The following is a 26,894-nucleotide window of genomic DNA, read 5'->3' on the forward strand; positions in this document are numbered from 1 at the left end:
CATATAAAGCAGTCAGGGGGTATATCTCATGTGCGCAATTGCAGGTTTTTATAACCATGAAGCAGATTTTAAAAGAAAAGAAGTCTATTGCCGCTCTGTGTTCGAGGCTATGAATCAGGCTCAGAGGCGGCGGGGTCCCGATGACAGCGGAACCTACCTGGACAGCCACTTTGGCCTGGCTCACGTCAGGCTGCAGATCGTAGATTTAGAGACAGGACACCAGCCGATGATCCGCCCCAAGGGGGATCATAAGGTGGGAATTGTATACAACGGAGAGCTCTACAATATGCCGGAGCTTCGCTCTGTACTCTCGGACCGGGGCTTTTCCTTTGAGACAAAGAGCGACACGGAGGTTCTTCTTCTGGCCTATCTGGCCTGGGGACCGGAGTTCGTGCGAAAGATCAACGGCATCTTCTCCATAGCCATCATGGACACGGAGATGAACCGCCTCCTTCTCTACCGGGATCGCTCAGGGATTAAGCCCCTCTTTTACACGGAGACAGACGGCACGGTCTTTTTTGCCTCCGAGCTGAAGGGACTTCTGTGCTGTCCCGGAGTTCACCCCCAGGTGGATCGAAAGGGACTCAATGAAATTTTCAGCATCGGCCCTGCCCGGACAGGCGGCTGCGGCGTCTACAAAAATATCCACGAGGTGCTGCCGGGACATTTCCTGTGCTGCTCCCCGGGCGGAAACCGCCTCCACACCTACTGGAAGCTGAAGGCCAGACCCCATGAGGATTCCTTTGATGAGACAGTAGAAAAAACGTCCTTCCTGATCCGGGATGCCGTAAGGCGTCAGATGGTGTCAGATGTTCCCATCTGCACCTTTCTTTCCGGCGGGGTAGATTCCTCCCTGGTTTCCGCCATCTGCGCCGGGGAGCTGAAAAAGAAAAACCGGAAACTCGTAACGTATTCCTTCGATTTTGCCGGGAACAGAGAGAATTTCCGTTCCAATGCATTTCAGCCCTCCCAGGACCGCCCCTATGTGGAGCAGATGGCAGCCTTCCTTGGATCTGAGCACCACTTTCTGGAATGCTCCACCAAAGAGCAGGCCGATCTTCTCTCAGAGTCAGTAAAAGCCCACGATCTGCCCTGTATGGCCGATGTGGACTCCTCTCTCCTCTACTTTTGTTCTCTGGTAAGCAGGCACCACAAGGTAGCCCTGACCGGAGAATGTGCAGACGAAATTTTCGGCGGGTATCCCTGGTTCCACAGGGAGGATTGCCTGAGTGCAGACACCTTCCCCTGGACCATGGATCTGACGCCCCGGAAAGCCCTCCTTTCTGACAGTTTCCTTCAGGAACTTCAGATGGATGACTATGTAAAGGAGGCCTATGAAGCCTCTCTGGCACAGACGCCGCGCCTGGACGGAGAAACCGGGAAGGAGGCCAGAAGGAGGGAAATCTCCTGGCTCAACCTTCAGTGGTTTATGCAGACCCTTTTAAACAGGATGGACCGCACCAGCATGAGGAACGGCCTGGAGGCCAGAGTTCCCTTTGCCGATCACCGGATCATTGAATATCTGTACAACGTGCCGTGGGAGATGAAGGCAAAGGACGGCATCGTAAAGGGTCTTCTGCGGGAGGCCGGGCGCGGACTGCTTCCTGACGAGATTCTGTTCCGGAAAAAGTCCCCCTATCCCAAGACCTACGACCGGGGCTATGAAAAGCTGCTGGCCGGGCGCGTGAGAGAGATTCTCCATGACTCTTCCTCTCCCGTTCTCCTGTTCCTGGACCGCGAGAAGACGGAGCGCTTCCTCACAAGCCCCTCCGACTACGGAAAGCCGTGGTACGGCCAGCTTATGGCAGCGCCTCAGATGATGGCCTATCTGATCCAGATTAACTGCTGGATGAAGGAGTACCAGGTGGAGGTGCTTCTTTAAACCGTCCCTTTTCCGTTGCCGGAAGAACTGCCCGCCGCCTGATCACAGACGGCGGGCAGCCGGACAGTTTTTATCTCTTTTCTTGGTCTTTTATCTCTTTTCTCTGTCATCTCTTCTCAAACCGGATCACAATATCCTTGAGGATCTCCACCATAGTGTCGATGGACTGCACCGGGATGAACTCATATTTTCCGTGGAAGTTATAGCCGCCTGTGCAGAGGTTTGGACAGGGCAGACCCATGTAGGACAGGCGCGCGCCGTCCGTGCCGCCGCGGATCGGTGTTACCTGGGGAGCGATGCCGAGGGCCTTCATGGCTTCGCTGGCAATATCAATGAGATAGAGGTTTTCCGGCTCGATTTTTTCCTTCATGTTATAGTAGGAGTCCTTCAGCTTCACCACAACTGTCCCCTCTCCGTATTTCCGGTTCAGGTAAGCGGCAGCAGCCTCAAACAGCTCTTTCTTTTTCTCGAATTTTTCCCTGTCGTGGTCACGGATAATGTACTCCATATGGGCGCTCTCCACATCCCCGCTGAACTGGTCCAGATGGAAAAACCCTTCATATCCTTCTGTGTACATGGGATTTTCAAAGACTGGAAGCAGAGACTGGAACTCCATTCCCACTAAAAGGGCATTGATCATGCTTCCCTTGGCGCTTCCCGGATGAACCCCGCGGCCGTTAATCTCCACCTTTCCGGAAGCGGCGTTGAAATTTTCGTATTCCAGCTCTCCGATGGGGCCTCCGTCAACCGTGTAGGCCACATCCGCGCCAAATCCCTCCACGTCAAAAAAGTCTGCTCCGCGTCCTACCTCCTCGTCGGGCGTAAAGCCGATGCAGATTTTCCCGTGGGGGATTTCCGGGTGGGACAGGAAGAATTCAGCCATCTCCATAATCTCAGCCACGCCTGCCTTGTCATCGGCTCCCAGAAGGGTGGTTCCGTCTGTGACAATCAGATCCTTTCCCACACAGTCAGCCATTCCCGGGAAATCCTTGACCCGCATGACGATCTGCTTTTCCTCGTTCAGGACGATATCTCCTCCTCCGTAGTTCTCTACGATACGCGGCCGCACATCCGTGCCGGACATGGCAGGAGCCGTATCCATATGAGAAATAAAGCCCAGGGCCTTTACTGGTTTATCTGTAGTAGCCGGGATCACTGCGTACACATAGCCGTTTTCGCTCATGCGCACATCAGACGCCCCCATCTCCTCCAGCTCTCTTTTTAACACCTCTGCCAGCACTCTCTGCTTTTCCGTGCTGGGAACCTGCTCCTCATCATCCTTTGACTGGGTGTCAAAGGATACATAATGTAAAAAACGCTCTGCTGCTCTGCTTATCATGTCTAATGTCCTCCTTATCCTGTTTCGGTTTTATTAAAAGTAACTGTTCTGTTTTCCCTCCGCCTCTCTCCACTCCAGATCCTTTTTCACAGCCTCCAGGTAATGGACAAAGTAATCCCGGTAGCTGCGCACCTGGTACTCCTTGTCCACCTCCTCATAGGTAAAGCTCTTTCGGCCTCCCCCCTCCATCCGCACCCAGAACCGCTCCACATCCCGGAAGGGAATGTAGTACATCTCGTCCATGGCCGTGTAGGATACAAGGATAAAAGCGATTCCTCCCTGTTTCTCAAACTCGCCCATGAACGCAACCTGATGGGGATGGAGATTCTGCAAAGGGAAGGTGGAGGCGGCGCACTCCTTGGCGTCAAAGCACACAGGGATGCCCTGGATGGCCCCGATGTAATCCACGGTACTCTTCTGGTCAAAATAGGCCAGGGTGATGTGACGGCTGGCCTTGTCAATGGTAATGGGGGTGATGGGCGTCGGAATCTTCTGGATCAGAGCCAGCCCCTTCTCTCTGTAGCTGTCGTTCGTCCTGTTGATCCGTTCCTCCAGGCTGGAGCCTCTGAGTCCTCTCGTTTTCCATGTTCCCATCCCTATCTGCCCTTTCTGTCCCTGTTCCTGCCGGCACATTTCCAGGCCGCAAGAATTTCTCTGCTGTCCTGATCCGTAAATACCGCCTCTGCCATAGTCAGAAAGGCCTCTGGGAGAGGAGCGGCAAATTTCCTGCCTCTGAGCCGGCATAGGGGGCCGGAGAGCTCCCCGGGCATCACCAGCTCGGCGGCATGGAGAAGCTGACCTGTCACTCCAAACTGCTCCCTTGCCTTCCTGTTTTCCGCCGGATCTCCATATTTTCTGTCACCCACAACAGGACAGCCGATGGAGGCCAGATGAGCGCGGATCTGGTGGGAGCGCCCTGTAATCAGCTTCACTTTCAGAAGCGTGTGGGCGCCGCTTCTCAGCAGAGGAGTATATTCCGTACAGATAGGAAGGCTTCCTCCCCTCTCCTCCTTTGTCACCTCCACCCGGTTCGTCCTCTCATCTTTTAAGAGCCATCCCTCAATCCGGCTGGGCTGTTTCACCTGCCCCTTCACCAGGCACAGGTAATATTTTCCAATACTTCTGTCCTTGATGATTCTCGACAGCTCCTGAAGCCCCGGAAGGCTCTTTCCCGCAGCCACCAGACCGCTGGTATTGCGGTCCAGACGGTTGCAGACGGAGGGGCGGAAGCTTTTAAGCTCCTCCTTGGTGAGCTGACCGCTCTCCATGAGATAAGTAATCAGATATTCCACCAGGGACTCATCCCCGTCCCTGGCCTTCTGGGACAGCATGCCTGCCGGCTTATTAATAAAAATCACATCCTCGTCCTCATAGACAATCTCTAACTTTACCCGGCTGACCTTCTGTACTCTTACCTCGGAAAATTTTTCGATGGTCTCCTCAGAGAGAAACAGGCGGATCTCGTCTCCCTCCAGAAGTCTTTCTGAACCGTCGCATTTCTTTCCGTTCAGAGTAATATTCTTTTTCCTCAGCATCTTGTAGACAAAGCTCTTCCCCGCCAGATTCATATATTTGAACAGCAGCTTGTCCAGGCGCTGCCCCGCCTCGTTTTTCGTCACTGTCACAAGCCTCATTACATGGACAATCCTTTCATTACATTTACCCCATATTCTACGCTTCCGTCGTCCTCATACTCAGAGGCCGGCTTCAGGCTCTTTGCCCTTTTCTCAAAGGAGGAGAGCTCCTTTGTAATCCGAAAGTTCGGATCCAGGCGATTCGCCTTCAGAATCTCATTCAGGGCTTTTTCTGCCCTGGCGGCGTCTGCTTTCTTGTTGGTGCAGTAGGCATAGATCCCCGTGGGATGGACCAGTATGGCATCCATGGGGAGTATGTCGTCTTTGGTGGTCAGCACCAGATCGTAAAGCACCTGGCATTTATCCTCAAAGGGCCGCATTCTCTCATAAAAGTCCCTGGCCGGCGTCTTAAACGGCAGCACCGCAACATACGGCGAAGCCAGATTGGCCGCCGGAATCACCGTGATCACCGCCATAACAGTGAGAATATTTTTAAGTGCCGTACTGTCTGTCAGCCATCTGGCGCCCAGCTGGGCCAGAATAAAGGCTGCCAGAATGGCGATTTTAAACAGAAGCCCCCGCTTCATGCTGTTTCTGTATCCGTACTCTCCCTTTTTGATCCGTTTCATCTGTCTGGTTCTCCTGATTTTCTGATCTTGCTTTTTGATCTTCCATCGGCGGACGAAACACCGTCCCTCTCCCCCGTTTCCTCTGCCGGTTCAGGGGCCGTCACCTTTTGGGGCGACAGGGCCGACATGGCTGCCAGCAGAAGGCTGTGGGGCAGAATCTTGGCGGCAGCAAAAAACAGGTTCATAAGCGGCCCGTAGACGGAAACACTCCTTCCCATTACAGAGTCTCTGATGGCCTTTTTTACCACCCGCCTCGGATCTGCCATGGCAAGGAGCTTGTAGAGCGGCATGGTCCCAGTGGTCTGGGCAATGTCGAAAAATTCCGTCCTCACCGGGCCCGGGCAGACAGCGGTCACATAGATCTGGCGGCCCTTGACCTCCTCGTTGAGAGCCCGGCTGTAGCTGAGCACAAAGGCCTTTGTGGCTGCATAGACGGCAAAGCCCGGCTGCGGCAGAAAGGCCGCCGAGGATGCAAACTGGATAATCCTGCTGTTCTTTTCCATATAGGGGAGAACCAGATGGGTAACGCCTGTGAGAACCTCACAGTTGAGCCTCACCATCCCCGTCTCCTCCTCAAGAGGGACCTCTCCCACACGGCCGATTTTTCCAAAGCCTGCCGCATTTACTAGAAACTTTACCCTGGGCTGTTCTGTCTGAAGGGCCTTTGAAAGGCGGGATAACTGCCTGCTGTCTGTCAGATCCATCTCAAATATCCTGGAGGGAACAGGAAGCTGCCGTTTCAGCTCCTTCAGACGTTCCTCTCTTCTGGCAATCAGCCAGATACTGTCAAGGCCTGCAAACCGATCGGCCAGCTGAATGGCTGCCTCCCTCCCCATTCCGGAAGAAGCTCCTGTCACGATTGCAATCTTCATGTTCTGTGCCTCCTTTTCTTTTCCATCCGCCGCCCGGAACCGGCCTGGCCGGTTTCCCGTTCGTCTCATCAGAAGTGCTTTTTGTGGACATTCCGAATGGTCTTTTTCTTTTTCGGCGCCTGCGCTCCGTTTCCCTTTCTTCCTGCTGTGCCAGAGCCTCCAAAAGATTCCTGTCTGGTTCCTCCCGGCTTCATAGTGCGCCCGCGGCTGCCTGAGCCTGAACCTGCGCTGTGGGCGGCGTGGCCAGAGTCGGAGCGGTAAAAGCTCTCCCCTGTCCTTCTCGGACGGATCAGACATTTTTTGTCAAAGCCGATCAGATCGGTTCTTCCTGCCTTCTTTAAAGCCTCCTCCACCAGATCATAGTTTTTGGGATTTCTGTACTGGATCAGAGCTCTCTGCATGGCCTTCTCATGAGGATTGGTGGGCACGTACACCGGTGTCAGAGTCTTTGGATCCAGACCTGTGTAATACATGCAGGTGGATATGGTGGACGGTGTCGGATAGAAATCCTGTACCTGCTCAGGCATATAGCCCAGATCCCTGAGATACTCCGCCAGCTCTATAGCTTCCTTAAGAGTAGAGCCGGGGTGGGAGCTCATCAGGTAGGGAACCAGATACTGCTTCAGTCCCAACCTCTCATTCATCTGCCTGTATTCCTTCATAAACTGGCGGTAAACGCTGTTTTCCGGCTTGCCCATCCGCCTCAGGACGTTGTCGGCCACGTGCTCCGGCGCCACCTTCAGCTGGCCGCTGACATGGTACTGGCACAGCTCCTTTAAAAACTCTCTGCTTGGATCGGCAAGCAGGTAATCAAAGCGTATTCCGGAACGGATAAACACCTTTTTTACCTTGGGAATGTCCCTGAGCTTTCTGAGCAGGGCGATATAGTCCCTGTGATCCGCCCTCAGATTCCGGCAGGGCTTCGGAAACAGGCACTGCCGTTCCGGGCAGACTCCGGCCGTCATCTGCTTTTCGCAGGCAGGGAAACGGAAATTTGCCGTAGGTCCTCCCACATCGTGAATATATCCCTTAAAATCCGGTTCCTCCGTCAAAAGCTTTGCCTCCTCCACGATGGACTCGTGGCTTCTGGTCTGGACAATTCTTCCCTGGTGGAAGGTCAGAGCGCAGAAGTTGCAGCCGCCGAAGCAGCCTCTGTTGCTGATCAGGCTGAATTTCACCTCCGTGATAGCCGGAACTCCGCCTGCCGCCTCGTAGGAGGGGTGATAGCTTCTCATATAGGGAAGGGCATATACATCGTCCATCTCCTCCTGTGTCAGCGGCTTGGAAGCCGGATTCTGGATGACGAACAGCTTCTCCCCGTAAGGCTCCACCAGCCGTTTTCCCACGAAGGGATCCGTGTTGCAGTACTGAGTATAGAAGCTCCTCGCATACTCCCGCTTGTCCTCCTTCATCGCCTGATAGGAGGGCAGGTGTATCTCATCATAGACGGAATCCAGATTGTCTGACCTGTAGACGGTTCCGTCGATAAAGGTAATGTCCTTTACGTCTATTCCGCTGTTTAACGCATCTGCAATCTCCACAATGGATCGCTCTCCCATCCCGTAGGAGATCAGATCTGCCTGGGAATCCAGCAGGATCGAGCGCTTCAGCCTGTCCGACCAGTAGTCATAGTGAGCAAGCCTTCGAAGGCTTGCCTCGATGCCTCCGATGATGATGGGCTTATCCTTGTAAACAGAGCGGATCAGGTTGCCGTATACGATAGTTGCGTAGTCAGGCCTCTTTCCCATCTCCCCGCCGGGTGTATAGGAATCCTTTGCCCGGCGCTTTTTGGAAACAGAATAATGGTTTACCATGGAATCCATATTTCCGCCGGAAATCAGGAAGCCTAACCTCGGCTCTCCGAGAACCGTAATGCTCTCCGGCTTTTTCCAGTCCGGCTGTGGGATGATTCCCACCCGGTAGCCGTGGGATTCCAGCACTCGGCTGATAATCGCATGGCCGAAGGAAGGGTGATCCACATAGGCATCGCCTGTCACATAGACAAAATCACACTGATCCCAGCCTCTCTTCTCCATATCCTCTCTGCATATGGGTAAATAATCATGTATCATAAACTCTCTGCCTTTCCTCCGTCTGTATTTTCACTCTCCGGAAGCTTTGCCGGCGTTTCCTGTCCCGCCCAGCAGCCGGCTTCCTGTTAAAGAAGAGCCAGGTAGCCGTCAATATAGCCGTCGGCCAGCCTTCTCTTTTCCTGTTCCATTCCCTTTGAGAAATCATCCTCCACGGCGAAAACGGTCATGCCGGCCCGCTTTCCGGAAAGAATTCCCGCCGGCACATCCTCAAAGACTGCGCACTCCTCCGGTTTTACAGAAAGCCGGCGGGCCGCCTCCAGGTAGATGTCCGGGGACGGCTTTCCGGCCGCCACCTCGCAGCCCGTAATCACACAGGAGAAAAAGTCCCGGATCTTTAACGCGCTTAACACGGCGTCCACCATCTCCCTGCCATTGCTGGTGCAGATGGCCATTTTAATGTCTCTTTCTGCCGCCTCCTCAAGAAACCGGCGGACTCCCGGCTTTAACGGCACTTCTGTCCTGTATTTTTCTATAGACATGGCCGTCCAGTCCGCCTTAATCTGCTCCAGGGAATCCGGCAGGGAAAACCGTTCCTTAAAGTAGACGGCCGTCTCCGTAAAGCTCATCCCCTCGATGGCCTTCTGCAGATCCTTCGGACAGGGAATCCCGAATTTTCCCAGATATTCGATATCAATGGCTCCCCACATCCACATGGAGTCCACCAGCGTTCCGTCCAGGTCAAAGAGATAGGCCCTTTTTCCGGAGAGAAGCCCTCTCTCATCCCCTGAGTCTCCTTCCCCCTGAAGCTTTGAAATCTCCTCCTCAGTCAGCCTGCGATAAGCTCCCGGAGCCAGACTCTCATCCAGTCTCAGGCTTCCCATGGACAGCCGCTTCAGATAGACTACGCGGCAGCCCACCGCCTCAAACATGCGCTTGACCTGATGGAATTTTCCCTCGTGAATGGTCAGCTCGATCTCGGAAAGGCTGCTGTCTGCTTTCCCATCATCCTCAGCAGTCTCTGATGCCTTCTGTATCACCAGCCTTGCAGGCAGGGTCCTTGTTCCGTCCTCCAGCGTGAGCCCCTCTTTAAACTGCTCGATTGCGTTCTCTGGAAGTCTCCCCTCTACCCTTGCAAAATATGTCTTGTCCACATGCTTTTTGGGCGAGAGAAGGCGGTGGGCCAGCTTCCCGTCATTGGTAATCAGCAGAAGGCCCTCTGTGTCTATATCCAGTCTTCCCACAGGAAAGAGGTCTCTCCTCTTTGCATCCTCAATCAGGCTCACCACGGTCTTATGGCGGCCGTCCTCTGTAGCCGACACCACGCCGGCCGGCTTGTTGAGCATAAAATATTCATAGGCAGCGTAGCCTACCTGCGTTCCGTCCAGGGACACCTCACTTGCAGAAGGCTGAATCTTTCTCTCCGCTTCCCGGCAGATTTCTCCATCCACGCTCACTCTTCCGCTTTTTATCATTTTCTTGACCTCGCTCCGGCTTCCCTTTTTCATCTCTACCAGATAGCGATCCAGGCGCATGGCCTTCTCCATCACTGCCACCTCCATCCGGGGTAATACTTATTTTTCAGGTTCAGACCTGCTTTTTTGGCCCAGCCCAGGGGGAACCCGTCTGTGCACACGAGAACCCAGGAGCCGTCAGGCCAGGAGGCTTCCTCCTCCCTCAGAGCCACCGTTTCTCCCTTCAGATACCGGATAACCCGCTCATCCTCTGCCTGGAAATCTGCAGTAAAGGGATATTCCTCTTTTCTGAGAGCCATGGCGAGGGTCTGGGACGGTTCAAAGCGTCCCCGCTTCAGTTCTCCCAGCAAAAGCCCGGTGCGAAGAAAACGGATCCCCTTTCCGGCGCCCTTCATATCCTGGAAATCCGGTGGAAGACAGTAGAGCTTCCCGTTTTTCTCCTCCACCTGTCCCGGCAGGCCATCTGTGCCGCCTCGTCTCAGATTCAGGCAGCTCAGAAAAGCCATAGCCTCGTCAGGAAGCTTCAAGGAAGTCCCTGACTGCGCTGTCCTGTCTTTCCTCCGGGGGCGCTCCCCGGAACCGGCCCGCCGAAGGAGAGCCACAAAATGTCCCTCCCCCTCTATCCGGTGGGGAAACAGGCGCACACACTCCGGCATCCCTATCCCTTCTGCAAACCCGTGCCTGTGGGGCAGACTGCAAAGACTCATATCTGGATGCCTGTCTAATATATATCGAATTGTTCCCTCATTTTCCTCCCGGTCAAAGGTACAGGTGGAATAGAGCAGATAGCCGCCCGGCCGCAGCATCTTTACAGCCTCCTCCATGATTGCCCTTTGAAGCGGCACATAGTCTTCCGGGCCCCGCTCCCTGTAGCTCTTTATCATATCCGGTTCCCTGCGGAACATTCCCTCTCCGGAGCAGGGCGCGTCCACCAGAATGCAGTCAAAAAATTCCGGCAGGAACTCTGAGAGCTTTTCCGGCGCCTCACTGGACACACAAATGTTTGGAATCCCGGCCATCTCCAGATTTTTCAGGAGAGCCTTTGCCCTGGAATTACTGATGTCATTGGAAAAAAGCAGTCCCTCTCCCCCTAACCTGGCGCCCAGCTCTGTACTTTTTCCGCCTGGGGCGGCGCAGATGTCAAGTACCCGGTCCCCCGGCTTGACTGGAAGCAGATTGGCGGGAGTCATGGCGCTTGGCTCCTGCAGATAGTAGAGTCCTGCGTAATAGTAGGGATATCTGGACGGCCGTTCTGAGCCTTCATCTGAAGCGTAGTAGTAAAAACCGTTTTCAATCCATGGAACCGGCTCTGTCTGAAAGGGCGAGAGGCGGTTCCAGTCCTCTGCCGAGAGCTTCATGGTATTGACCCGAAGCCCGTTGTGACAGGGCTTTTCAAAGCTTTCCAGATACGCCTCGTACTCCTTCCCCAGAAGTTTTCTCATCTTTTCCCTGAAATCCTCAGGGAGAAGCTCTGCGCGGCAGCCCGGGGCGTTTTCCGTCCGAATTTCTGTTTCTGCGCTGTCCCCGGTCTCCGGCCTGACTCCTCTCAGACTGCCTTGTGCCAGTCTGCTTTCCTCCAATCTGCTCTCTTTCAGTCCCTTTTCTTCCAGGCTGCCCTTCTTTCCCTTTTTTCTGCTGCCCTTTTTCCTGCTGTCCTTCATCCTGTTTTTCATTCCATCCTTCCGTCTGCTCTCAGACTCATTTCTGTATTTCTGTTTGCTTTCTGCCTGTATTTCTGTTTGCTTTCCGTCTGTATCTCTCCCGGACAAAAGCCGCTTCCGGACACGGCCAGTTCCAAAATCTCAGTATTCACAGGAAATCCGCCTTTTTTCAAGATACCTGAGAATCCAGTAGGGGTTCACGCTCAGCTCCTCATAGTGGGCTGTCCTGATATAAATTCCCACATGAAGGTGAACCGGGAATTGCCCCACCGTATTTTCTTCCTTTCCATAGCCGGAATCTCCCATGAAGCCTAAAAGCTGCCCGGCTTTCACCGTATCTCCCTCCTGCCATTTGCTGCTGTAGGAATACAGGTGGGCATAGTAGAGGTAGGCGCCCGACTCTGTCCGGATCCCGATTCGCCACCCTCCCTGCTCCAGCCAGCCGACCTTCTCAACGGTTCCGCTGCTCATGCTGACAACAGGGTAAAATCCCCGCTCCCCCTGTCCGCCCATGATATCACAGCCCTCGTGGCCCCGCTCCCCGCCGTAGGTGCGGGGCTGCTGCCAGCCGTCCTCGTAGGTCACATCCGGCGTTTCCGGATCTGTGCTCTCGGGGATTGGGAAATAGACCAGATCGGAAAATACCGTCCGGTACGCCTCAGAAAGCTCCCTGTACTCCGCCGGCTTTCCGGCGAGAAGTTTCTTATTATCATAAGACAGATCCTCACATTCTGTCAAATCGTAATCGTGCTTCACCATCAGAGCAGCCGTCTGATCCGGATCCAGCCATTCCAGGCCGGCCATGGCAGGCCCAAGTCTCATGGCGCGAAACTTTGCAGACTCACTGACATTGGGCTCCAGCCGGGACAGCAAGGCGGCTTCCTCCAGGGAGTGAACAGCCGTCATATTAAAGACCGCCAGAAGCAGAATAAAAATCAAGATCATAACAGAACCTTTTTCCTACATATAGTGTATAAACAATCATATTCGGTCTGCCATGAAAAAATCCATTCTCCGGCTTTTTGCCGTCAGCACTCTGTTTCTTCTGCTCCTGAACCCTTCCCTGTCCCTGGAGGGGGCGAAAAACGGCCTCCTTTTGTGGTTCAACACGGTTCTTCCCACGCTTCTTCCCTTCATGCTCTGCTCCAATGCCATCGTGGTGTCCGGAGCTGTGCCTGTGCTGACCGCTCCCTTTTTTCCAGTTCTCTCCCGCCTGGGACTGTCCAGGCAGGGAAGCTATGCCCTTCTTTCCGGCCTTCTGTGCGGCTATCCCATGGGGCCCAAAACCACGGCAGATCTGCTCCAAAGCCGAAGCATCTCTCTTTCGGAGGCAAAGCTTCTCCTAGCCGTCTCCGCCTGGCCCAGCCCCATGTTCCTGTCAGGGTATCTGCGGTCTTTTTTAGAGCCGTCTGTCTCCTTCCCCCTGGTGCTGGCATCAGTCTATCTGCCTCTTCTGCCCCTGTCTCTGGCAGCAGGCCGTCTCTATGGGGTTCGCAAAGCCTCAAAAATCTCAGAGAGGAGCTCCTGCCAAAAAACTGACAGGGGTTTCTTACGCCCATCAGAACCCCTTTCACCGGCAGCCGGTTTTCCCGGCGACTCTGAGCGGTCGGAGGATACGCCCTCCTTTGACGGGCTGATGATGAACTGCCTGGAAATTATGGCAAAAATCGGGGTGTACCTGATGATCTTTTCTATTCTGGCCGTCTTTCTCGGCCATTTTTCCCCTCCGGGAAGCTTCCTTGGTCCCTGTCTTCTGGGGGCTGTGGAGATGACTACGGGAATCCGGGAGATCGCAGCCTCCATGACAGGCGTTCCGGCTGCTGCCGCCATGCTGGGCTCGGCTGTGTTCGGCGGCCTCTCCGGCATCTTTCAGGTTTCTGCCGTCATAGGGCCCCGAAAGCCCCATATCGAAAAAAATGCCGGACTCTCCATCCGGCATTATGTACTGTGGAAGCTCGCTCACCTCGTCCTGTCCACGGCTCTGTTTATTCTGCTGTCATCTCCTGGTTAGGCACCTCCGGCTGCTGCACCAGGCTTCCGGCCAGCTCATTGCGGTTTGAGGAGACAATGTCATAGCTGGACTGAAGGGAGGATGCAAAGGAATCAAAGCGGCTCTGGGCCTCATCCATGGAATGCTTGATAATCGTCTGGAGGCTTCTCAGCATATCATCCGTATACTGAACAGCTCCCTGGCGGATGCCGTTTGCCTCTCCCACTGCATTGTCCACAATAGCCTGGGCCTGAGCCTGGGCGTTCTGAATAATCCCCTCCGCCTCAGCGTAGGCTCTCTGCATAATCTCGTGCTCATTGACCAGTTCATTCGTCTGAGCGGTAGCCTTGGCCACCATGGCGTCAGCCTGAGAGCGGGCTTCCTGAAGAATCGCATCCTGGTTGCTGATAATCTTCTGATACTTTTTAATCTCCTCCGGGATACGAAGACGAAGCTCTACCAGAAGCTCCTCGATCTCCTCCTTATTTACAAGAATCTTCGTATTGGACAGAGGCTGGAATTTGCAGCTCTCAATATATTCTTCAATTTCGTTGATAATCTGTTCAATTCTGCTCATAGCACTCAATCTCCTTTACCCTTCTTACCGTTTCTGAATGACAGAACACTTTTTCTGCACTTCCCTCTCTACCGCCGGATCCAGAAATGCCGAGATATCTCCTCCATACATGGCGACCTCCTTGGCAATACTGGAACTTAAGTATGCGTATTTCAGGTTTGTAGTCAGAAACAGTGTGTCAATTTCCGGGGCGATCACGCGGTTCATCTGCGCCATCTGAAGCTCATACTCAAAATCTGTAACCGCACGCAGGCCTCTGACAATCACCTGCGCCTGATTTTCCCGTGCAAAGTCGATCAAAAGTCCGTCAAATGACTTAATCTCCACATTCGGAAGCTCCTTTGTCACGTCTTTTAACATCTTAACACGTTCTTCCACAGAAAACAATGGAGATTTTGCACTATTATTGAGAACCCCCACGATCAGTCTGTCGAAAATCTGGGAAGAGCGCTCAATAATGTCATAATGCCCCAGAGTTACCGGATCGAAGCTGCCCGGATATATGGCTGTTTTCATATACTGTTTTCTCCTTTAGTATTCAAGAATCCCCCAACCGCCTGGCAGGAGTAATAAATAAATGCTTGTTCGTCTTGTATTCCTTTACGCGGCTGATGCAAAATCCCAGAGACGGAATGTAGGATGTGTCCGTTTCCCTGGACGCCTCTGCAATGATCAGCGTATTCTCCTTTATAAGCGGTGAGCCTGACAGGCGTTCTAACACCTGTTTCTCGTAAAGGTGATTGTAGGGCGGATCCATGAAGATAAAATCAAAGGACATCCCTCTCTCCTCCAGACGGTTCAGAGCAGTCTGCACATCGCAGTTCATCACCATCGCCCTGTCCTCCAGATGGGTTGTCTTTAAATTGCTGCGGATCACCTCCACAGCCTTCGGGCTGTTCTCAACAAACACTGCCAGCTCGCCGCCCCGGCTCAGGGCTTCGATGCCGATTCCCCCGCTTCCGGAAAAAAGGTCGAGAAAACGGCAGTGGTACAGCTCATCCTGAATCATATTAAACAAGGTTTCCTTTATCCGGTCTGTGGTGGGCCTGGTGTCCATCCCTTCCGGTGCCTTTAAAAGCAGCCTTCTCGCGCTGCCTGCTATTACTCTCATATCTTTGTCCTGCTGTTCTTTTTTGACAAAAGGATTCCTGCCTGTTCGTCAAAACATATTATAGTATGTAATTCTATTATATACAAGCCAAAATTTTACGAACAGGCCATGTTTTTGGCTGTTGCAGCGTCCGAAAGCGTCGTTTTTGCAGTTTCGGGAAGGTTCTGTTTCGTTTCTTCAACTAATAAAAAATATTTGCGCGTTCTTCTGCCGAACTCAGGCAGACACTGGAAATCTGCACAAAAGATGCCAGTGTATTATTGCGTTTTAAACACATAATAGGAGTGTAGCATAAAAAACAGCCCATGAAGACAAGACAAAATGAAATAGAGCATGGGCAAAAGTCAGATGAAAAGGAGGGTTTGTTATGTCTACAAATAACAACACAATGAATGTACCAGAGGCTAAGGAAGCAATGAACAGATTCAAGATGGAGGTTGCCAATGAGCTTGGTGTTCCGTTAAACAGCAACGGATACAACGGCAACTTAACTTCTGCTCAGAACGGTTCTGTAGGCGGATATATGGTTAAGAAGATGATCGAGGCTCAGGAAAGACAGATGGCCGGCAAATAAGCTGTTTCAGACACAGCGCACACAGCTTCAGAACACCTTGCATGACAGAGAGTGAAAGCTCTTTTCTGTAGGGCCACAGAGGCAAACAAAAAAGGAACTGCGGACAGAGACAATTCCTCTGGCCCAGTTCTTTTTTGCTGTTTATTCTGCCGTCCTGCCATGTTTCCTCCGCACCATGGAGCGCAGGCCGGAGCTGATGGAGGGTGCAGACCTCTATCTCAGGCTCAGAAAAGCGCAGAGGTTTCCCCGGCGCTCGGCGTTTCTTCTGTGTGAAAACAGAAGCTCGGGGTTGCAGTGGGTACAGATATTTGTCACAGAAATATTTGCCGGCCGGATTCCGGCCTCCAGAAGGACGATCCGGTTGGCCTCCCACAGGTCAAGGAGGTATTTGCCGTTTTCCTTTTTCCTCAGAATGCTTTCCCTGTGTTCTTTTCCAAAGCTGTCGGCAAAGACCTCGGCCACCTCGGGCCCCACCTCATAGCAGTCTGCGCAGATGCTTGGGCCCACGCAGGCGATCAGGTCCTCCGGCTCTGTCCCGAAAGCCTCCTTCATAGCCTCGGCTGTCTTCTGTCCCATCCGGTTTGCCGTGCCCCTCCAGCCGGAATGTGACAGCCCGATGGCCCGGCGGACCGGATCCAGAAAATAGAGGGGAACACAGTCGGCAAAGAAGGTCACAAGGGTGAGCCCGGGAATGTCCGTGATAAGTCCGTCCACATCCCTGTAATCTCTCTCCCTCACCACGCCCTTTCCGGCATCCTCCTCTGTGACGCGGCGCACGTTGGTCGTGTGGGTCTGATACGTTAGAACCATCTTTTCCCTCTCCACGCCGAGAGCTGCCGCCATCCTGCTGTAATTTTCCAGCACATCATCCGGGTTGTCCCCCCGGGTAAAGGAAAAATTCATCGTCGCAAAATCCCCTTTGCTCACACCCCCCAGGCGGGTGGAAAAGGCATGGGCCACCAGTCCCGTTTCCTCAAGAGCCGGAAAGGACAGATAGGGGACTCCCCGGCTCTCCCGAAGCCTTAAAACGGCCCTCTCGTCTTTTTTCTTAAAATGAATTTCCATGGGTTTTATTCTCCTGTTCTGTTGGGCAAAAGAGGTTCCGAGAGGCTGAATCTTTTACGGTCAGAAGGCATCCCGCAAAAGCCTGAAGTCACTTCCCAGAATCGCTACCACGTCAAAACGGCAGGGCTGTTCCGGAGGGAGCCCTCTTGCATAGAGGTAGAAGGCAGCGGCCTTCCGGATCTTTTCCTGCTTTCTCTCATTTACAGCCTCTGCCGGATCTCCGGCAGCCAGATCCTTTCTGTATTTTACCTCCACAAAGACCAGCGTGTCTCCCTCTCTCGCGATAATGTCAATCTCTCCGGTCCTGCAGAAAAAATTCTTTTCCAGAATCACATAGCCCTGTTTTTCCAGAAAGGCGGCAGCCAGATCCTCATACCTGGCCCCTCTGGCCCTGGTACTCTTCCTGCCCGCCGGGCCCTTCCTTCGTTTTTCTTCCTGCATTTCTATTCGCTTTCCAGCTCCTTTGCCTCCCGCTCCATAAATTTCTTCAGAAAACTTCTCCTGTGAATCGGGCACATGCCGTGCTCCCTGACAGCGTCCAGATGAGCCTTCGTCCCGTACCCCTTATGCTTGGCAAAGCCGTATTCCGGGTACAGCCGGTCGTATTCTTCCATCATGTGATCCCTGGTCACCTTGGCAAGAATACTGGCAGCCGCAATGGAAACGCTCTTTGCGTCGCCCTTTATAATCTTCACCTGCCTGCTCTCGTCAATGCCTGGAATCACCACCGCATCATTGAGAAACACGTCCGGCCTGACAGACAGCTTTTCCACTGCCTGGCGCATGGCCTCGTAGGTGGCCTGAAGGATATTTATCTCGTCAATGACAGCCGGGCTTACAATGCCCACACCAAAGGATACCGCCTTTTCCTGAATCTCCACAAACAGCTCCTCTCTGCGCTTTTCTGTCAGCTTTTTGGAGTCATTGAGATAGAGGATCTCACAGTCCGTCGGGAGAATGCAGGCCGCCGCCACCACCGGGCCGGCCAGGGGGCCACGTCCCGCCTCGTCGATCCCGCAGATAAAGCCGCAGGAGGCATATTTCCTTTCGTATTCCTTCATCCCCTCCAGGCGGAGAAGTTCCTTTTTAAGCTTTTCACCGCTCAGTGGCTTCATACCTGCGCTCCTTTGTCCTGCTCTCTGCCATCCGGAAATTCCAGGGTGATTCTTCCCAGCTTTCCGCTCCTGAAATCATCCAGAAACAGGTTGGCCGCCTTCTTCAGATCCAGCTCATTTCCCTTGAGAAGGCAGGAGCGCACTCTGGCAATCTGCTCCAGCACCTGGTAGGGCTCGTACTTCTCCCCGGGCACCAGCTGGTAGCGGGCCTCCAGCATCTCCCGGTAATGAATCATCAAAAAGTCTGCCAGCTCCGCCGCCAGCTCTGTCTTGTCAATAATCTCGTCATTGATAGAGCCGATAAAGGCCAGATTCAGGCCGACTGTCTGATCTTCAAACTTGGGCCAGAGGATACCCGGCGTGTCTAACAGCTCCAGCGTCCTGTTCAGACGAATCCACTGGTTTCCCTTTGTCACGCCCGGCTTATTCCCCGTTTTTGCGCAGGCCTTTCCGGCGAAAGAATTGATAAAGGTGGATTTTCCCACATTGGGGATTCCCACTACCATGGCGCGGACCGGGCGGTTCTTGATTCCCCGCCTTCTGTCCCTCTCGATCTTCTCGCGGCAGGCCTCCTGAACCATGGGATGAATCTGTTTTAACCCCATTCCCGTCCGCGCATTGATTTTGATCACATGGAAGCCTCTCTCCTTAAACCAGGAGGTCCACTGTTCATTCATTCTCTCGTCTGCCAGATCCGCCTTATTGAGAAGAACCATCCGCCCTTTTCCCCTGGCCAGCTCGTCGATGTCAGGGTTTCGGCTCCCCAGAGGCATTCTCGCATCCACCAGCTCAATCACCAGATCGATGAGTTTGATGTCCTCCTTCATGGCTCGTTTGGCCTTTGTCATATGGCCCGGATACCACTGTATATTCATAAATTCGTTTCCTTTACTGACTTTTGTTTGTATGGTCTGCGGGAATTTTTCCTTTCCGCCGCAGTGCGATCCCCGCGGAGCGTTTTTATATAACAGGGAACGAAGTTTCCTGTTATATAGAGAAAGGGACAATTTTCATTGTCCCTCTGATTACAAGAATTATTTAACTAACTCTTTTACCTTGGCAGCCTTGCCAACTCTGCTTCTTAAGTAGTTTAATTTCGCTCTTCTAACCTTACCGCGTCTCACTACCTCGATGTTCTCAACAGATGGGGAGTGTACCGGCCATGTTCTCTCAACGCCAACGCCGTTGGAGTTCTTTCTTACTGTGAAAGTCTCGCGGATGCCGCCGTTCTGTCTCTTAATTACTGTTCCCTCGAAAACCTGGATTCTCTCACGGTTTCCCTCTTTGATCTTAGCGTATACCTTAACTGTATCGCCTACGTGGAACTCCGGCACTTCTGCCTTTAACTGTGCGTTCTCAATGTTCTTGATAATCTCGTTCATCTAAGTGAACCTCCTTTAAAATCTTTGATGTTCTTAATACAATGCGTAACAGAGGACCATCTCTTTATTTCACGAGTATAGATTGTACCACAGAATTTCTGCCCGCGCAAGGCTTTTTCTGCAGATTTTCTGACTGATTTTCTGACTGGTTTTCTGACTGGTTTCCGGCGCGGAGTCTGGAAAAATTACAGAGCACTTCCGCCTCCGTTCAGGTACCGGAACACCTCTTCCAGGCTTTCTATCCTGTAGTCAGGCTGCACCTTTCCCTTATACGGTGTGTAATCGCGGCTGAGCAGGCAGGTGTGGACTCCCGCTGCGGCCGCTCCCGACACTTCGCTGGGGCTGTCGCCAATGTGGAGAATCTCCTCCGGCCTCACTCCCAGTGTCCTCACAACCGTATCGAAAAAGGCTCCGTCCGGTCTTCCCTTGCAGATATGAAGCTCGTCAGAGAGAAAGACCTGCTCAAATGTGACGCCCTCTTTCTTAAGTCTCTCAAGGACTCCCTCTGCCATAAGGGGGCTGGCATCGCTGGATAGAATCAGGCGATACCGTTCCCCCAGTTTTTTAAGCACCGAAACCACATCCTCATACACAGGGGCCTGGCTGTGATTTTTCAGGATCACCTCCGCCATCTGTTCCCTGGAGACGCCGAATTTTTCTCCTCCAAACCCGGTAACACGGAGCACCTCCTCTGAACAGCGCAGATACATCTCCTCCATGTCCAGAAATTTCCTTTTCCTGAACGAATCCCGCAGGAGCTTTCCGTAGGCGCTCACAACCGCCTCCGCTCCCGTTCTGGCACGGCGTTCTGTGTAATGCTCCCCCAGGATTTCCTTCCAGATCTCGGGAATCCTGGCATTCACATCTGCCAGAGTCTGGAACAGATCAAAGCTCAGCACCCGGTAGGACGCGCGGGCTGCCTTCTCCATCCCCCTTTTCAGGCCGTCGGCATAGGCGCTCTCGGCCTTTGTGAGGACTGCTCCCTCCATCAGCTCCGGCCTGCGCTCCATGGTGCGGCGGATGGACTGCTCTCTGCGCCAGGCCTCAATCTTTTTGTGATCCCCTTTAAGCAGCACCTCCGGCACCCGCTTCCCGCGAAATTCCTCCGGGCGCGTATACTGAGGGTACTCCAGCAGATTATCGTGAAAGGATTCAAACTCTGCCGACTCGTCATTGTTCAGCACTCCGGGCACCAGGCGGGAGATGCAGTCAATCATCACCATAGCAGGAAGCTCGCCGCCTGTCAGCACATAGTCTCCCACAGACAGGTAATCCGTCACAATCAGCTCCAGAGCCCGCTCGTCGATCCCCTCGTAATGGCCGCAGAGAAACACCAGCTCCTCCTCCCTGGCCAGCTCCTCTGCGATTTTCTGGGTGAATACGCGGCCCTGGGGCGTCATGTAGATCACTCTCGGCCGCTTTCCGATGCGGGCTGAAAGGGCTTCATAGGCCTCCACCACCGGCCCCGGCTGCATGACCATCCCTGCACCTCCGCCGTAGGGATAGTCATCTACATGGTGATGCCTGTCAGCAGAATAATCACGGATATTGACCGCCTCCGCGGTGATCAGCCCTTTTTCCATGGCGCGGCCGATAATGCTGTTTTTCAGTCCTCCCATCACCATCTCGGGAAATAATGTCAGTATATGGTAATTCATTCCATCCTCCTAAAACCTTCCCCTGCCGGGCTACAGATCCAAAAGTCCGTCCATAATGTGGACCAGCACCCTGCCAGCTTCCAGATCCACATCCAGAATACACTCCTTGATGGAGGGGAAGAGGTATTCCTTGTGGTCCTTGCCCTCGATCACATACACATCGTTGGCAGCCGTCTGGAGAATATCCTTCACGGTTCCGAACTCCTCCCCCTCGTCCGTCACAACGGTAAGGCCGATGAGATCCACGATAAAGTTTTCGTTTGGGGCCAGCTTCACCGCCTTGTCCCTGGAAACCAGCAGATCCTTTTTTCTGAAAGGCTCTACCTCGTTGATGCTGCCAAACTCCTTAAATTTCAGGATTGCCATTCCCTTAAAAAATTTTACCTGCTCCACGTGAAGAAGGATCTTCTCTTTTCCTGTGTCCAGAAATACCTCCTTCAGCTTTTTAAATCGGTTTATGTCATCGGTTGTGGGAAATACCTTTACCTCACCCCGTACGCCGTGCGGCGAGGTGATCACTCCCACCCGCAAAAACTGCTCCATATGCTCTCTCCTCTGAAACTTCCTTCCGTCTGCCTGTAAAAGCAAAAAGCCGTCTGCTCATAGGGCCGGCGGCTTCGTAGTTACTGAATCTCTACAATAACTTTCTTATCTTCTTTTGATGCGGCTGCTTTTACAACAGAGCGGATCGCCTTTGCAATCCTGCCCTGCTTTCCAATCACCTTACCCATATCGGAAGAAGCGACTGTCAGCTCAACTACAATCTCGTCATCTTTAACAGATTCTGTAACTGCAACCTCATCTGGGTTGTCAACCAGCGCTTTTGCAATCACTTCCACTAATTCTTTCATACCATTCACCTCGCTGACCGGAAACGGCAGGGCCGAAACCAGCCTATGAAAAATGCCTTTAAAAGGCATTCTTCATACAAGCTATTTACTGGATACCGGCGATTTTTAAAAGCTTTCCAACAGTCTCTGTTGGCTGAGCGCCTGTTGCTAACCACTTCTTAGCAGCTTCCTCATCGATCTTGATGGTGCTCGGCTCTGTGTTTGGATCATAGTAGCCAATCTCCTCGATGAATCTTCCATCTCTCGGGGATCTGGAATCTGCAACAACAATTCTATAGAAAGGTGCCTTCTTCTGGCCCATTCTTCTCAGTCTCATCTTTACCATTTCAATTTCACCTCCTTGTAGTGAGTCTTCTATAGGAAATGCTTGCGCATTTACTAACTAAAAGGGGAGCTTCATCTTTCCCATCAGACCTCCGAGACCGCCGCGGCGCTTGCCGCCCATCATGCCCGGAAGCTGCTTCATCATCTTTTTCATCTGCTCAAACTGCTTGACCAGTCTGTTTACCTCGGCAATGTCCACGCCTGCGCCCCTCGCAATGCGCTTCTTTCTCGACGGGTTAATCAGGTCTGGATTGCTCCTCTCCTCCTTTGTCATAGAGAGGATAATCGCCTCCACCCGCTCCATCACTTTCTCGTTGCCGTCCAGATCTACGTCTTTTAGCTGGTTCATGCCCGGCATCATGTTCAGAATGCTGGCCATGCCGCCCATCTTCTTAATCTGGCGCATCTGGTCGAGGAAATCGTTGTAGTCAAACTCTGCCTTTTTGAGCTTCTGGGAAAGCTCCTTTGCCTTCTCCTCGTCGATCACGGCTGTAGCCTTGTCAATGATGGACATAATGTCGCCCATTCCGAGGATTCTCGACGCCATCCGGTCCGGATAAAACTGCTCCAAATCGGAGAGCTTCTCGCCCATTCCCACATAGAGAATCGGCTTTCCTGTCACTGCCTTGATAGAGAGGGCTGCACCGCCTCTGGTATCGCCGTCCATCTTTGTCAGGATTACGCCGTCAATGCCAATCTTGTCGTTGAACATTCCGGCTACATTGACCGCATCCTGTCCGGTCATGGCATCCACGATGAGAAGCGTCTGGTCAACAGATACATTCTCCTTGATCTCCACCAGCTCGTTCATCATGTCCTCGTCAATATGAAGACGGCCGGCCGTATCGAGGATGACCACATTGTTGCCGTTTTTCGCTGCGTGCTCGATGGCAGCCTTCGCGATATTTACCGGCTTGTGGCCCGTTCCCATGGAGAACACGGGAACTCCCTGCTTCTCTCCGTTGATTTTGAGCTGTTCAATGGCTGCCGGGCGGTAGATGTCACAGGCCGCAAGGAGAGGACTTCTTCCCTTTGCCTTCAGCTTTCCGGCAATCTTGGCCGTAGTGGTCGTCTTACCGGCTCCCTGAAGTCCGGCCATGAGAATCACTGTAATCTCATTGGCAGGCCGCAGGGCAATCTCCGTCATCTCGGAGCCCATCAGCTTTACCAGCTCTTCATTTACAATCTTTATGACCATCTGTCCCGGATTCAGACCGTTTAAGACATCCTGTCCCACTGCCCTCTCCTGAACAGAATTGATAAACTGTTTTACTACCTTGAAGCTGACATCCGCTTCCAGCAGGGCCATCTTAACTTCCCTGAGTCCGGCCTTCACATCAGCCTCCGACAGTCGGCCTTTTCCAGTCAGATTTTTAAATACATTCTGCAGCTTGTCTGCAAGGCTCTCAAAAGCCATCCGGCAACCTCCTGTCCGTCACAGTATCCTGTTACAGTTTGATAATATCGCTGGAAATCTCCCCAATCCTGTCGATCAGGGCCTCGTCTCCACTCTCCCGAAACCTCCTGGTCAGCTCGTGAATTTCCTCCACCAGCTCCCTGGTTCTCTGGAACTTTCGGATCAGACCGAGCTTTTCCTCGTATCCGGCCAAAGTTTTGTCGCATCTCTTTATCAGGTCATGGACACCCTGCCGGCTGATTCCCTGCTGGTCTGCAATCTCACTGAGAGACAAATCGTTAAACACGGCATCCTCATAGATTTCCTTCTGGTGGTCCGTCAGGAGTTCGCCGTAGAAATCATAAAGCAATGTCTGTTCCACAATTTTTTCCATTTCAATCACCTGCATCATCATAGCATAGGGCCTGCCTTCTGTCAAGCATTTTTGCTTTACAGTCAAAAATATTTTTCAGAACCTGTTTTTAAGAATCATCTGTCCCTGTTTTTTGACATCCGATCTTCTGCAAGCGCCCCATAGCAGCACAGATCTGAGAGGCCCTGGTTGTTTCTTCCTGCCTGCCTCATCGTCCCCTCATAGCGCATCCCGCATTTTTTCATCACCTGACCGGAATGAGGGTTGTTCACATCGTGAAGGGCTTCTATGCGGTTTGCACCTACCGTATCAAAAAAGTAATCCATCACGCAGCTGAGGGCCTCTGTCATGATCCCCTGGTGCCACCACCGCTTTCCCAGGCAGTAGCCCACCTGTACCATAGAAATACTGTCATCGTGCTTTACCGCGCTGATGCTGCCGATGGGCTCCCCGGCAGATCCTTCCTCTCCCTTTAATACTATGGCCCACTGATAGCAGTCTTTTCTCTCATTCCCATAATCTCTCACCCACACTGCCAGCGTTTTTTCAGCGTCCTCCAGACTTTTGTAGGGCTGCCAGGTCAGAAATTTTGTCACCTCGCCGTCACTGGCCCAATTTTTATACATGGCAGGCGCATCGTCCTCTGTAAACCGGCGAAGAATCAGACGTTTTGTCTCCAACCGTTTCGTTCCGCTGTGATTCATGGATATTCCTTCCTTCTCTGCTTTTATTTTTGCAGCCATTATACCATATCCTCCGGATATGGCAGCCTCCGGCGGAACTCAGCGCCCGGCTTTCAGCAGTGCATGCTGAAACCGGTATGCGCAGGTATAATGCCTGCTTGCAGCCATTATACCATATTTTCCCTGTCTGCAGGCTTTTGAGTCTGTATCTTTTTGCTCCTCTGTCCTTCTCTGTGCGGTTTCTGCATGTGCCAAAGCAAAGCGGCCGCACTTCCTGTACCAGTTAAGAATATGAGGCCGGCAATCAGCCACAGGCCGGATATTCCGATTTTATCTGCAGTAAAGCCTGCGAAACAGCTGGCCAGAAAGCCTCCTATCTGTATGGCAAGCCCTCCTCCGCTGAGGGCTGTAGCCCGAAGAGCCGGCGATACTGCCCGGTGGACTGCACTGCTCTGGGCCATGGAAAAAATTCCGAGCAAGAAGTAAAGAAGGAGATAAAACATTGAAAAAAAGAGAACTGTCTCTGACCTGCAAAGAAGCAGCAGAACTCCTCCCGTCATCAGACCTGACAGCGCAAAGGCCGGGACGGCTGTTTCCTCCTTCAGATATTTTCCGGCAGCCAGACTTCCTGCCGCAGAGGCGGCGTAATAAAAAAATCCCAGAACGCCGGGAATCCAGGAATCCTGTGCTCCCGGCAGAAGCCCCGCCAGCATCGGCTGCCAGTATGTCTCCATGAGTGCCAAAGAAAAACCTGCAAACAGAGAACTGCCAAGAAGAATGGGCAGACCGTTTGACAAAAGCTCCCAGAAAGCCCTTCTATTTTCTCCCGTTTCCTCTCTGGCCGCCAGATGGTTTTCTCCCTTCCGTTTTGCCTTCTCCCGCACTCCTTCGTCCTCTGCATGACCCTTATAAGACGCCTTGTTCGCCCCTGCCTCTGCGGTAAAGAAAAGGGCGCAAAAGAGGGCCGCTGCCGTCAGTATCACTGCCCCAGTCAGTACAAGCTGGCTCGCCGTCTCTGCCGAGTGCCTCCCGCCGGCATAGTTCAGAACACCTCCGAGAAGGGCTCCCCCTGCGCAGCCTGAAATTTCTGCCAGCTCCAGGTGCATAGCTCCTCTCTCAACTGTAATGGTTCCATCTGCAATACAGGAGTCCATGTACAGTGCGTCCATGCTTCCGCTGGAAAATGCTCCGGATGCGCCGTAGAGAAAGAACGCTGTACAGACTGCCCAAAAGGAACGTCCCTCCAGCATCAGAAGCAGGGCTCCCAGCCCTACAGCCTGCGCCGTAATAAATACCCGTTTTCTTCCTGCACAGTCGGCGAGCACCCCGCTGGGCACTTCCAGCAGAAATGATGCGGCTGAAAAAACGGCAAACGCAGCTGAGAGCTGTGAAAAAGTCAGTCCCTTTCTCAGCACAATCAGGCTCAGCACTGCGGCCAGCGCTCCCTTCCTGGCAGCCTCCAGTCCCAGCGCCAGAAGCGCTCCCCAAAAAATTCTGTTTTTTCGTATCCCTCTGCCCATTAGCTTTTGCTCCTCTTTCTTCTCTGTATCCTTTTCTATATCCCTGTCACCTCTTTTCACCTTTTTTCCATCCATTTTCAGCCTGGCAGAAAATCAGGCCATACTCGCAGGGTACCGTCCCTTCCGAGGGTATTGAATACTCTGATAAAAAATCTGCCAGCCTGCGGCGAAGCTGTGCGATCTCCTCCTGTTTCAGATAAACGACGCCGAACATAGCATCCCCCTTCTCAGGGTTTAATTCCTGGGATTTCTTCTCCGCCTCCCGAACCATGTTAAAAAAATGTTCCTCCAGCTCGTTCATGGAATTTCTTACGAGTGCGTCTCTCATCTGACCGGCTGCCGGTTCCGTTTCTTTCAGATACACATCCACCGGCGCTGCGCGGTAATATTTGGCTGTCAGGCCATGAATCTTCTCTGTGTGGGACAGTTCTACAAGTCCCACCTTTTCAAGAGCTGCCAGATGGTGCCCTGTGCTGGACGGGGCCACATGAAGGCAGTCTGCAAGCTGCTTGGCCGTCATTCCAGACGGCTCCAGGTAGAGGCAGTGAAGAATCTTCTGCCGGAGCGGATGCATGTAGGCTCTCAGTTCTTTTTCCGTGCGCAGATAGAGTTTTTTCCTCCCTGCCGCAGATCTCTCCTGATCGGAAATTTCCTGTGATTCTGTTCTTGGCGGTTTTGATTGTCTCATCTAATCTTCCTCCTCGTGTTCCCTTGATTTCAATTCTCCATTTACCCCTGCATACTGTTTCCAGATATGTCGATCATAACATAAATTGTTATGTTTGTTTTTTGATTATATCATAACATTTTTTG

General features: G+C 52.8%; 29 protein-coding genes and 1 pseudogene. 3 read left to right on the forward strand and 27 right to left on the reverse strand.

Annotated features, from left to right (window positions below; genetic code table 11):
• The first annotated feature begins 28 nt into the window (after window positions 1-28).
• Window positions 29-1,882, forward strand: a complete 1,854-nt coding sequence (gene asnB, locus LK436_RS10815) for an asparagine synthase (glutamine-hydrolyzing) (protein ID WP_008398319.1) — start codon at window positions 29-31, stop codon at window positions 1,880-1,882.
• Window positions 1,883-1,988: 106 nt separating this feature from the next.
• Here asnB and pepT read toward each other — a convergent pair whose 3' ends face one another.
• The 10 genes from pepT to LK436_RS10870 all read right to left on the reverse strand — a co-directional run bounded on the left by pepT (window position 1,989) and on the right by LK436_RS10870 (window position 12,407).
• A complete protein-coding gene (gene pepT / locus LK436_RS10820) occupies window positions 1,989-3,221 on the reverse strand; it encodes a peptidase T (protein WP_008398320.1) in 1,233 nt (410 codons plus the stop codon).
• Between the two features lie 33 nt (window positions 3,222-3,254).
• Window positions 3,255-3,815, reverse strand: a complete 561-nt coding sequence (locus LK436_RS10825; RefSeq protein WP_015544904.1) for a Holliday junction resolvase RecU — start codon at window positions 3,813-3,815, stop codon at window positions 3,255-3,257.
• Between the two features lie 2 nt (window positions 3,816-3,817).
• On the reverse strand, window positions 3,818-4,855 hold the full coding sequence (locus tag LK436_RS10830; protein WP_008398322.1) for an RluA family pseudouridine synthase: 1,038 nt from the start codon (window positions 4,853-4,855) through the stop codon (window positions 3,818-3,820).
• Window positions 4,855-5,424: a hypothetical protein gene (locus tag LK436_RS10835; protein ID WP_008398323.1), complete on the reverse strand. Its 570-nt coding sequence runs from the start codon at window positions 5,422-5,424 to the stop codon at window positions 4,855-4,857. Before LK436_RS10835 ends, LK436_RS10830 begins: the two co-directional genes overlap by 1 nt.
• A complete protein-coding gene (locus LK436_RS10840; RefSeq protein WP_227910039.1) occupies window positions 5,421-6,296 on the reverse strand; it encodes an SDR family NAD(P)-dependent oxidoreductase in 876 nt (291 codons plus the stop codon). Before LK436_RS10840 ends, LK436_RS10835 begins: the two co-directional genes overlap by 4 nt.
• 68 nt (window positions 6,297-6,364) lie before the next feature.
• The gene (locus tag LK436_RS10845) at window positions 6,365-8,368 is read right to left on the reverse strand and encodes a YgiQ family radical SAM protein (RefSeq protein WP_008398325.1); all 2,004 of its coding nucleotides are present in this window, start codon (window positions 8,366-8,368) and stop codon (window positions 6,365-6,367) included.
• Window positions 8,369-8,454: 86 nt separating this feature from the next.
• Window positions 8,455-9,873: a pseudouridine synthase gene (locus LK436_RS18545; RefSeq protein ID WP_044931571.1), complete on the reverse strand. Its 1,419-nt coding sequence runs from the start codon at window positions 9,871-9,873 to the stop codon at window positions 8,455-8,457.
• Window positions 9,873-11,474: an RsmB/NOP family class I SAM-dependent RNA methyltransferase gene (locus LK436_RS10860; protein WP_147594772.1), complete on the reverse strand. Its 1,602-nt coding sequence runs from the start codon at window positions 11,472-11,474 to the stop codon at window positions 9,873-9,875. The genes LK436_RS18545 and LK436_RS10860 overlap by 1 nt, the downstream gene beginning before the upstream one ends.
• Window positions 11,471-11,614: a hypothetical protein gene (locus LK436_RS10865; protein ID WP_156796984.1), complete on the reverse strand. Its 144-nt coding sequence runs from the start codon at window positions 11,612-11,614 to the stop codon at window positions 11,471-11,473. Before LK436_RS10865 ends, LK436_RS10860 begins: the two co-directional genes overlap by 4 nt.
• Complete coding sequence (locus LK436_RS10870; RefSeq protein ID WP_008398329.1) at window positions 11,604-12,407, reverse strand: M23 family metallopeptidase; 804 nt, start codon at window positions 12,405-12,407, stop codon at window positions 11,604-11,606. Before LK436_RS10870 ends, LK436_RS10865 begins: the two co-directional genes overlap by 11 nt.
• 52 nt (window positions 12,408-12,459) lie before the next feature.
• Between LK436_RS10870 and LK436_RS10875 the strand changes: the two genes are divergently transcribed.
• Window positions 12,460-13,473: a hypothetical protein gene (locus tag LK436_RS10875; protein WP_008398330.1), complete on the forward strand. Its 1,014-nt coding sequence runs from the start codon at window positions 12,460-12,462 to the stop codon at window positions 13,471-13,473.
• On the opposite strand, the gene LK436_RS10880 is transcribed toward LK436_RS10875, so the two are convergent.
• The 3 genes and pseudogenes from LK436_RS10880 to rsmD all read right to left on the reverse strand — a co-directional run.
• Window positions 13,448-14,029 (reverse strand): hypothetical protein, encoded by a 582-nt coding sequence (locus tag LK436_RS10880; protein ID WP_008398331.1) that lies wholly within the window; start codon window positions 14,027-14,029, stop codon window positions 13,448-13,450. The two genes, LK436_RS10875 and LK436_RS10880, sit on opposite strands and share 26 nt — an antisense overlap.
• 24 nt (window positions 14,030-14,053) lie before the next feature.
• On the reverse strand, window positions 14,054-14,545 hold the full coding sequence (gene coaD / locus LK436_RS10885; protein ID WP_008398332.1) for a pantetheine-phosphate adenylyltransferase: 492 nt from the start codon (window positions 14,543-14,545) through the stop codon (window positions 14,054-14,056).
• Window positions 14,546-14,567: 22 nt separating this feature from the next.
• Window positions 14,568-15,149 (reverse strand): annotated as a pseudogene (gene rsmD / locus LK436_RS10890) (16S rRNA (guanine(966)-N(2))-methyltransferase RsmD); the annotation flags it as partial.
• 358 nt (window positions 15,150-15,507) lie between these two features.
• On the opposite strand from rsmD, the gene LK436_RS10895 reads away from it, so the two are divergent.
• A complete protein-coding gene (locus LK436_RS10895; protein WP_015574163.1) occupies window positions 15,508-15,714 on the forward strand; it encodes an alpha/beta-type small acid-soluble spore protein in 207 nt (68 codons plus the stop codon).
• Between the two features lie 213 nt (window positions 15,715-15,927).
• Here LK436_RS10895 and pgeF read toward each other — a convergent pair whose 3' ends face one another.
• The 14 genes from pgeF to LK436_RS10970 all read right to left on the reverse strand — a co-directional run bounded on the left by pgeF (window position 15,928) and on the right by LK436_RS10970 (window position 26,769).
• Window positions 15,928-16,779: a peptidoglycan editing factor PgeF gene (gene pgeF, locus LK436_RS10900; RefSeq protein WP_008398337.1), complete on the reverse strand. Its 852-nt coding sequence runs from the start codon at window positions 16,777-16,779 to the stop codon at window positions 15,928-15,930.
• 60 nt (window positions 16,780-16,839) lie between these two features.
• Window positions 16,840-17,220: a YraN family protein gene (locus LK436_RS10905; RefSeq protein ID WP_008398338.1), complete on the reverse strand. Its 381-nt coding sequence runs from the start codon at window positions 17,218-17,220 to the stop codon at window positions 16,840-16,842.
• A gap of 2 nt (window positions 17,221-17,222) precedes the next feature.
• The gene (locus LK436_RS10910; protein ID WP_008398339.1) at window positions 17,223-17,894 is read right to left on the reverse strand and encodes a ribonuclease HII; all 672 of its coding nucleotides are present in this window, start codon (window positions 17,892-17,894) and stop codon (window positions 17,223-17,225) included.
• Window positions 17,891-18,769: a ribosome biogenesis GTPase YlqF gene (gene ylqF / locus LK436_RS10915; protein ID WP_008398340.1), complete on the reverse strand. Its 879-nt coding sequence runs from the start codon at window positions 18,767-18,769 to the stop codon at window positions 17,891-17,893. Before ylqF ends, LK436_RS10910 begins: the two co-directional genes overlap by 4 nt.
• 159 nt (window positions 18,770-18,928) lie before the next feature.
• Complete coding sequence (rplS, locus tag LK436_RS10920) at window positions 18,929-19,276, reverse strand: 50S ribosomal protein L19 (RefSeq protein WP_008398341.1); 348 nt, start codon at window positions 19,274-19,276, stop codon at window positions 18,929-18,931.
• Between the two features lie 185 nt (window positions 19,277-19,461).
• Window positions 19,462-20,934 carry a tRNA (guanosine(37)-N1)-methyltransferase TrmD gene (trmD, locus tag LK436_RS18550; RefSeq protein WP_147594773.1) on the reverse strand — a complete coding sequence of 491 codons (1,473 nt, stop codon included), beginning with the start codon at window positions 20,932-20,934 and terminating at the stop codon, window positions 19,462-19,464.
• A gap of 30 nt (window positions 20,935-20,964) precedes the next feature.
• The gene (rimM, locus tag LK436_RS10935; protein ID WP_008398345.1) at window positions 20,965-21,477 is read right to left on the reverse strand and encodes a ribosome maturation factor RimM; all 513 of its coding nucleotides are present in this window, start codon (window positions 21,475-21,477) and stop codon (window positions 20,965-20,967) included.
• 80 nt (window positions 21,478-21,557) lie between these two features.
• Window positions 21,558-21,785, reverse strand: coding sequence for a KH domain-containing protein (locus tag LK436_RS10940; protein ID WP_021965798.1), 228 nt, complete (start codon window positions 21,783-21,785; stop codon window positions 21,558-21,560).
• An 85-nt stretch (window positions 21,786-21,870) separates the two neighbouring features.
• Window positions 21,871-22,110: a 30S ribosomal protein S16 gene (gene rpsP, locus LK436_RS10945; RefSeq protein WP_008398347.1), complete on the reverse strand. Its 240-nt coding sequence runs from the start codon at window positions 22,108-22,110 to the stop codon at window positions 21,871-21,873.
• Between the two features lie 57 nt (window positions 22,111-22,167).
• The gene (ffh, locus tag LK436_RS10950; RefSeq protein ID WP_008398348.1) at window positions 22,168-23,526 is read right to left on the reverse strand and encodes a signal recognition particle protein; all 1,359 of its coding nucleotides are present in this window, start codon (window positions 23,524-23,526) and stop codon (window positions 22,168-22,170) included.
• A gap of 31 nt (window positions 23,527-23,557) precedes the next feature.
• A complete protein-coding gene (gene ylxM, locus LK436_RS10955) occupies window positions 23,558-23,920 on the reverse strand; it encodes a YlxM family DNA-binding protein (protein ID WP_008398349.1) in 363 nt (120 codons plus the stop codon).
• Between the two features lie 74 nt (window positions 23,921-23,994).
• Window positions 23,995-24,582 (reverse strand): GNAT family N-acetyltransferase, encoded by a 588-nt coding sequence (locus LK436_RS10960; protein WP_044931582.1) that lies wholly within the window; start codon window positions 24,580-24,582, stop codon window positions 23,995-23,997.
• Between the two features lie 146 nt (window positions 24,583-24,728).
• On the reverse strand, window positions 24,729-26,081 hold the full coding sequence (locus LK436_RS10965; protein WP_166460509.1) for an MFS transporter: 1,353 nt from the start codon (window positions 26,079-26,081) through the stop codon (window positions 24,729-24,731).
• 46 nt (window positions 26,082-26,127) lie between these two features.
• Entirely contained in the window at window positions 26,128-26,769 is a 642-nt protein-coding gene (locus tag LK436_RS10970; protein WP_008398352.1) for a helix-turn-helix domain-containing protein, read from the reverse strand.
• Window positions 26,770-26,894 lie beyond the last annotated feature (125 nt).

Origin of the sequence: Clostridium sp. M62/1 (assembly GCF_020736365.1) — a bacterium.
GTDB classification, from domain to species: domain Bacteria; phylum Bacillota; class Clostridia; order Lachnospirales; family Lachnospiraceae; genus Otoolea; species Otoolea saccharolyticum_A.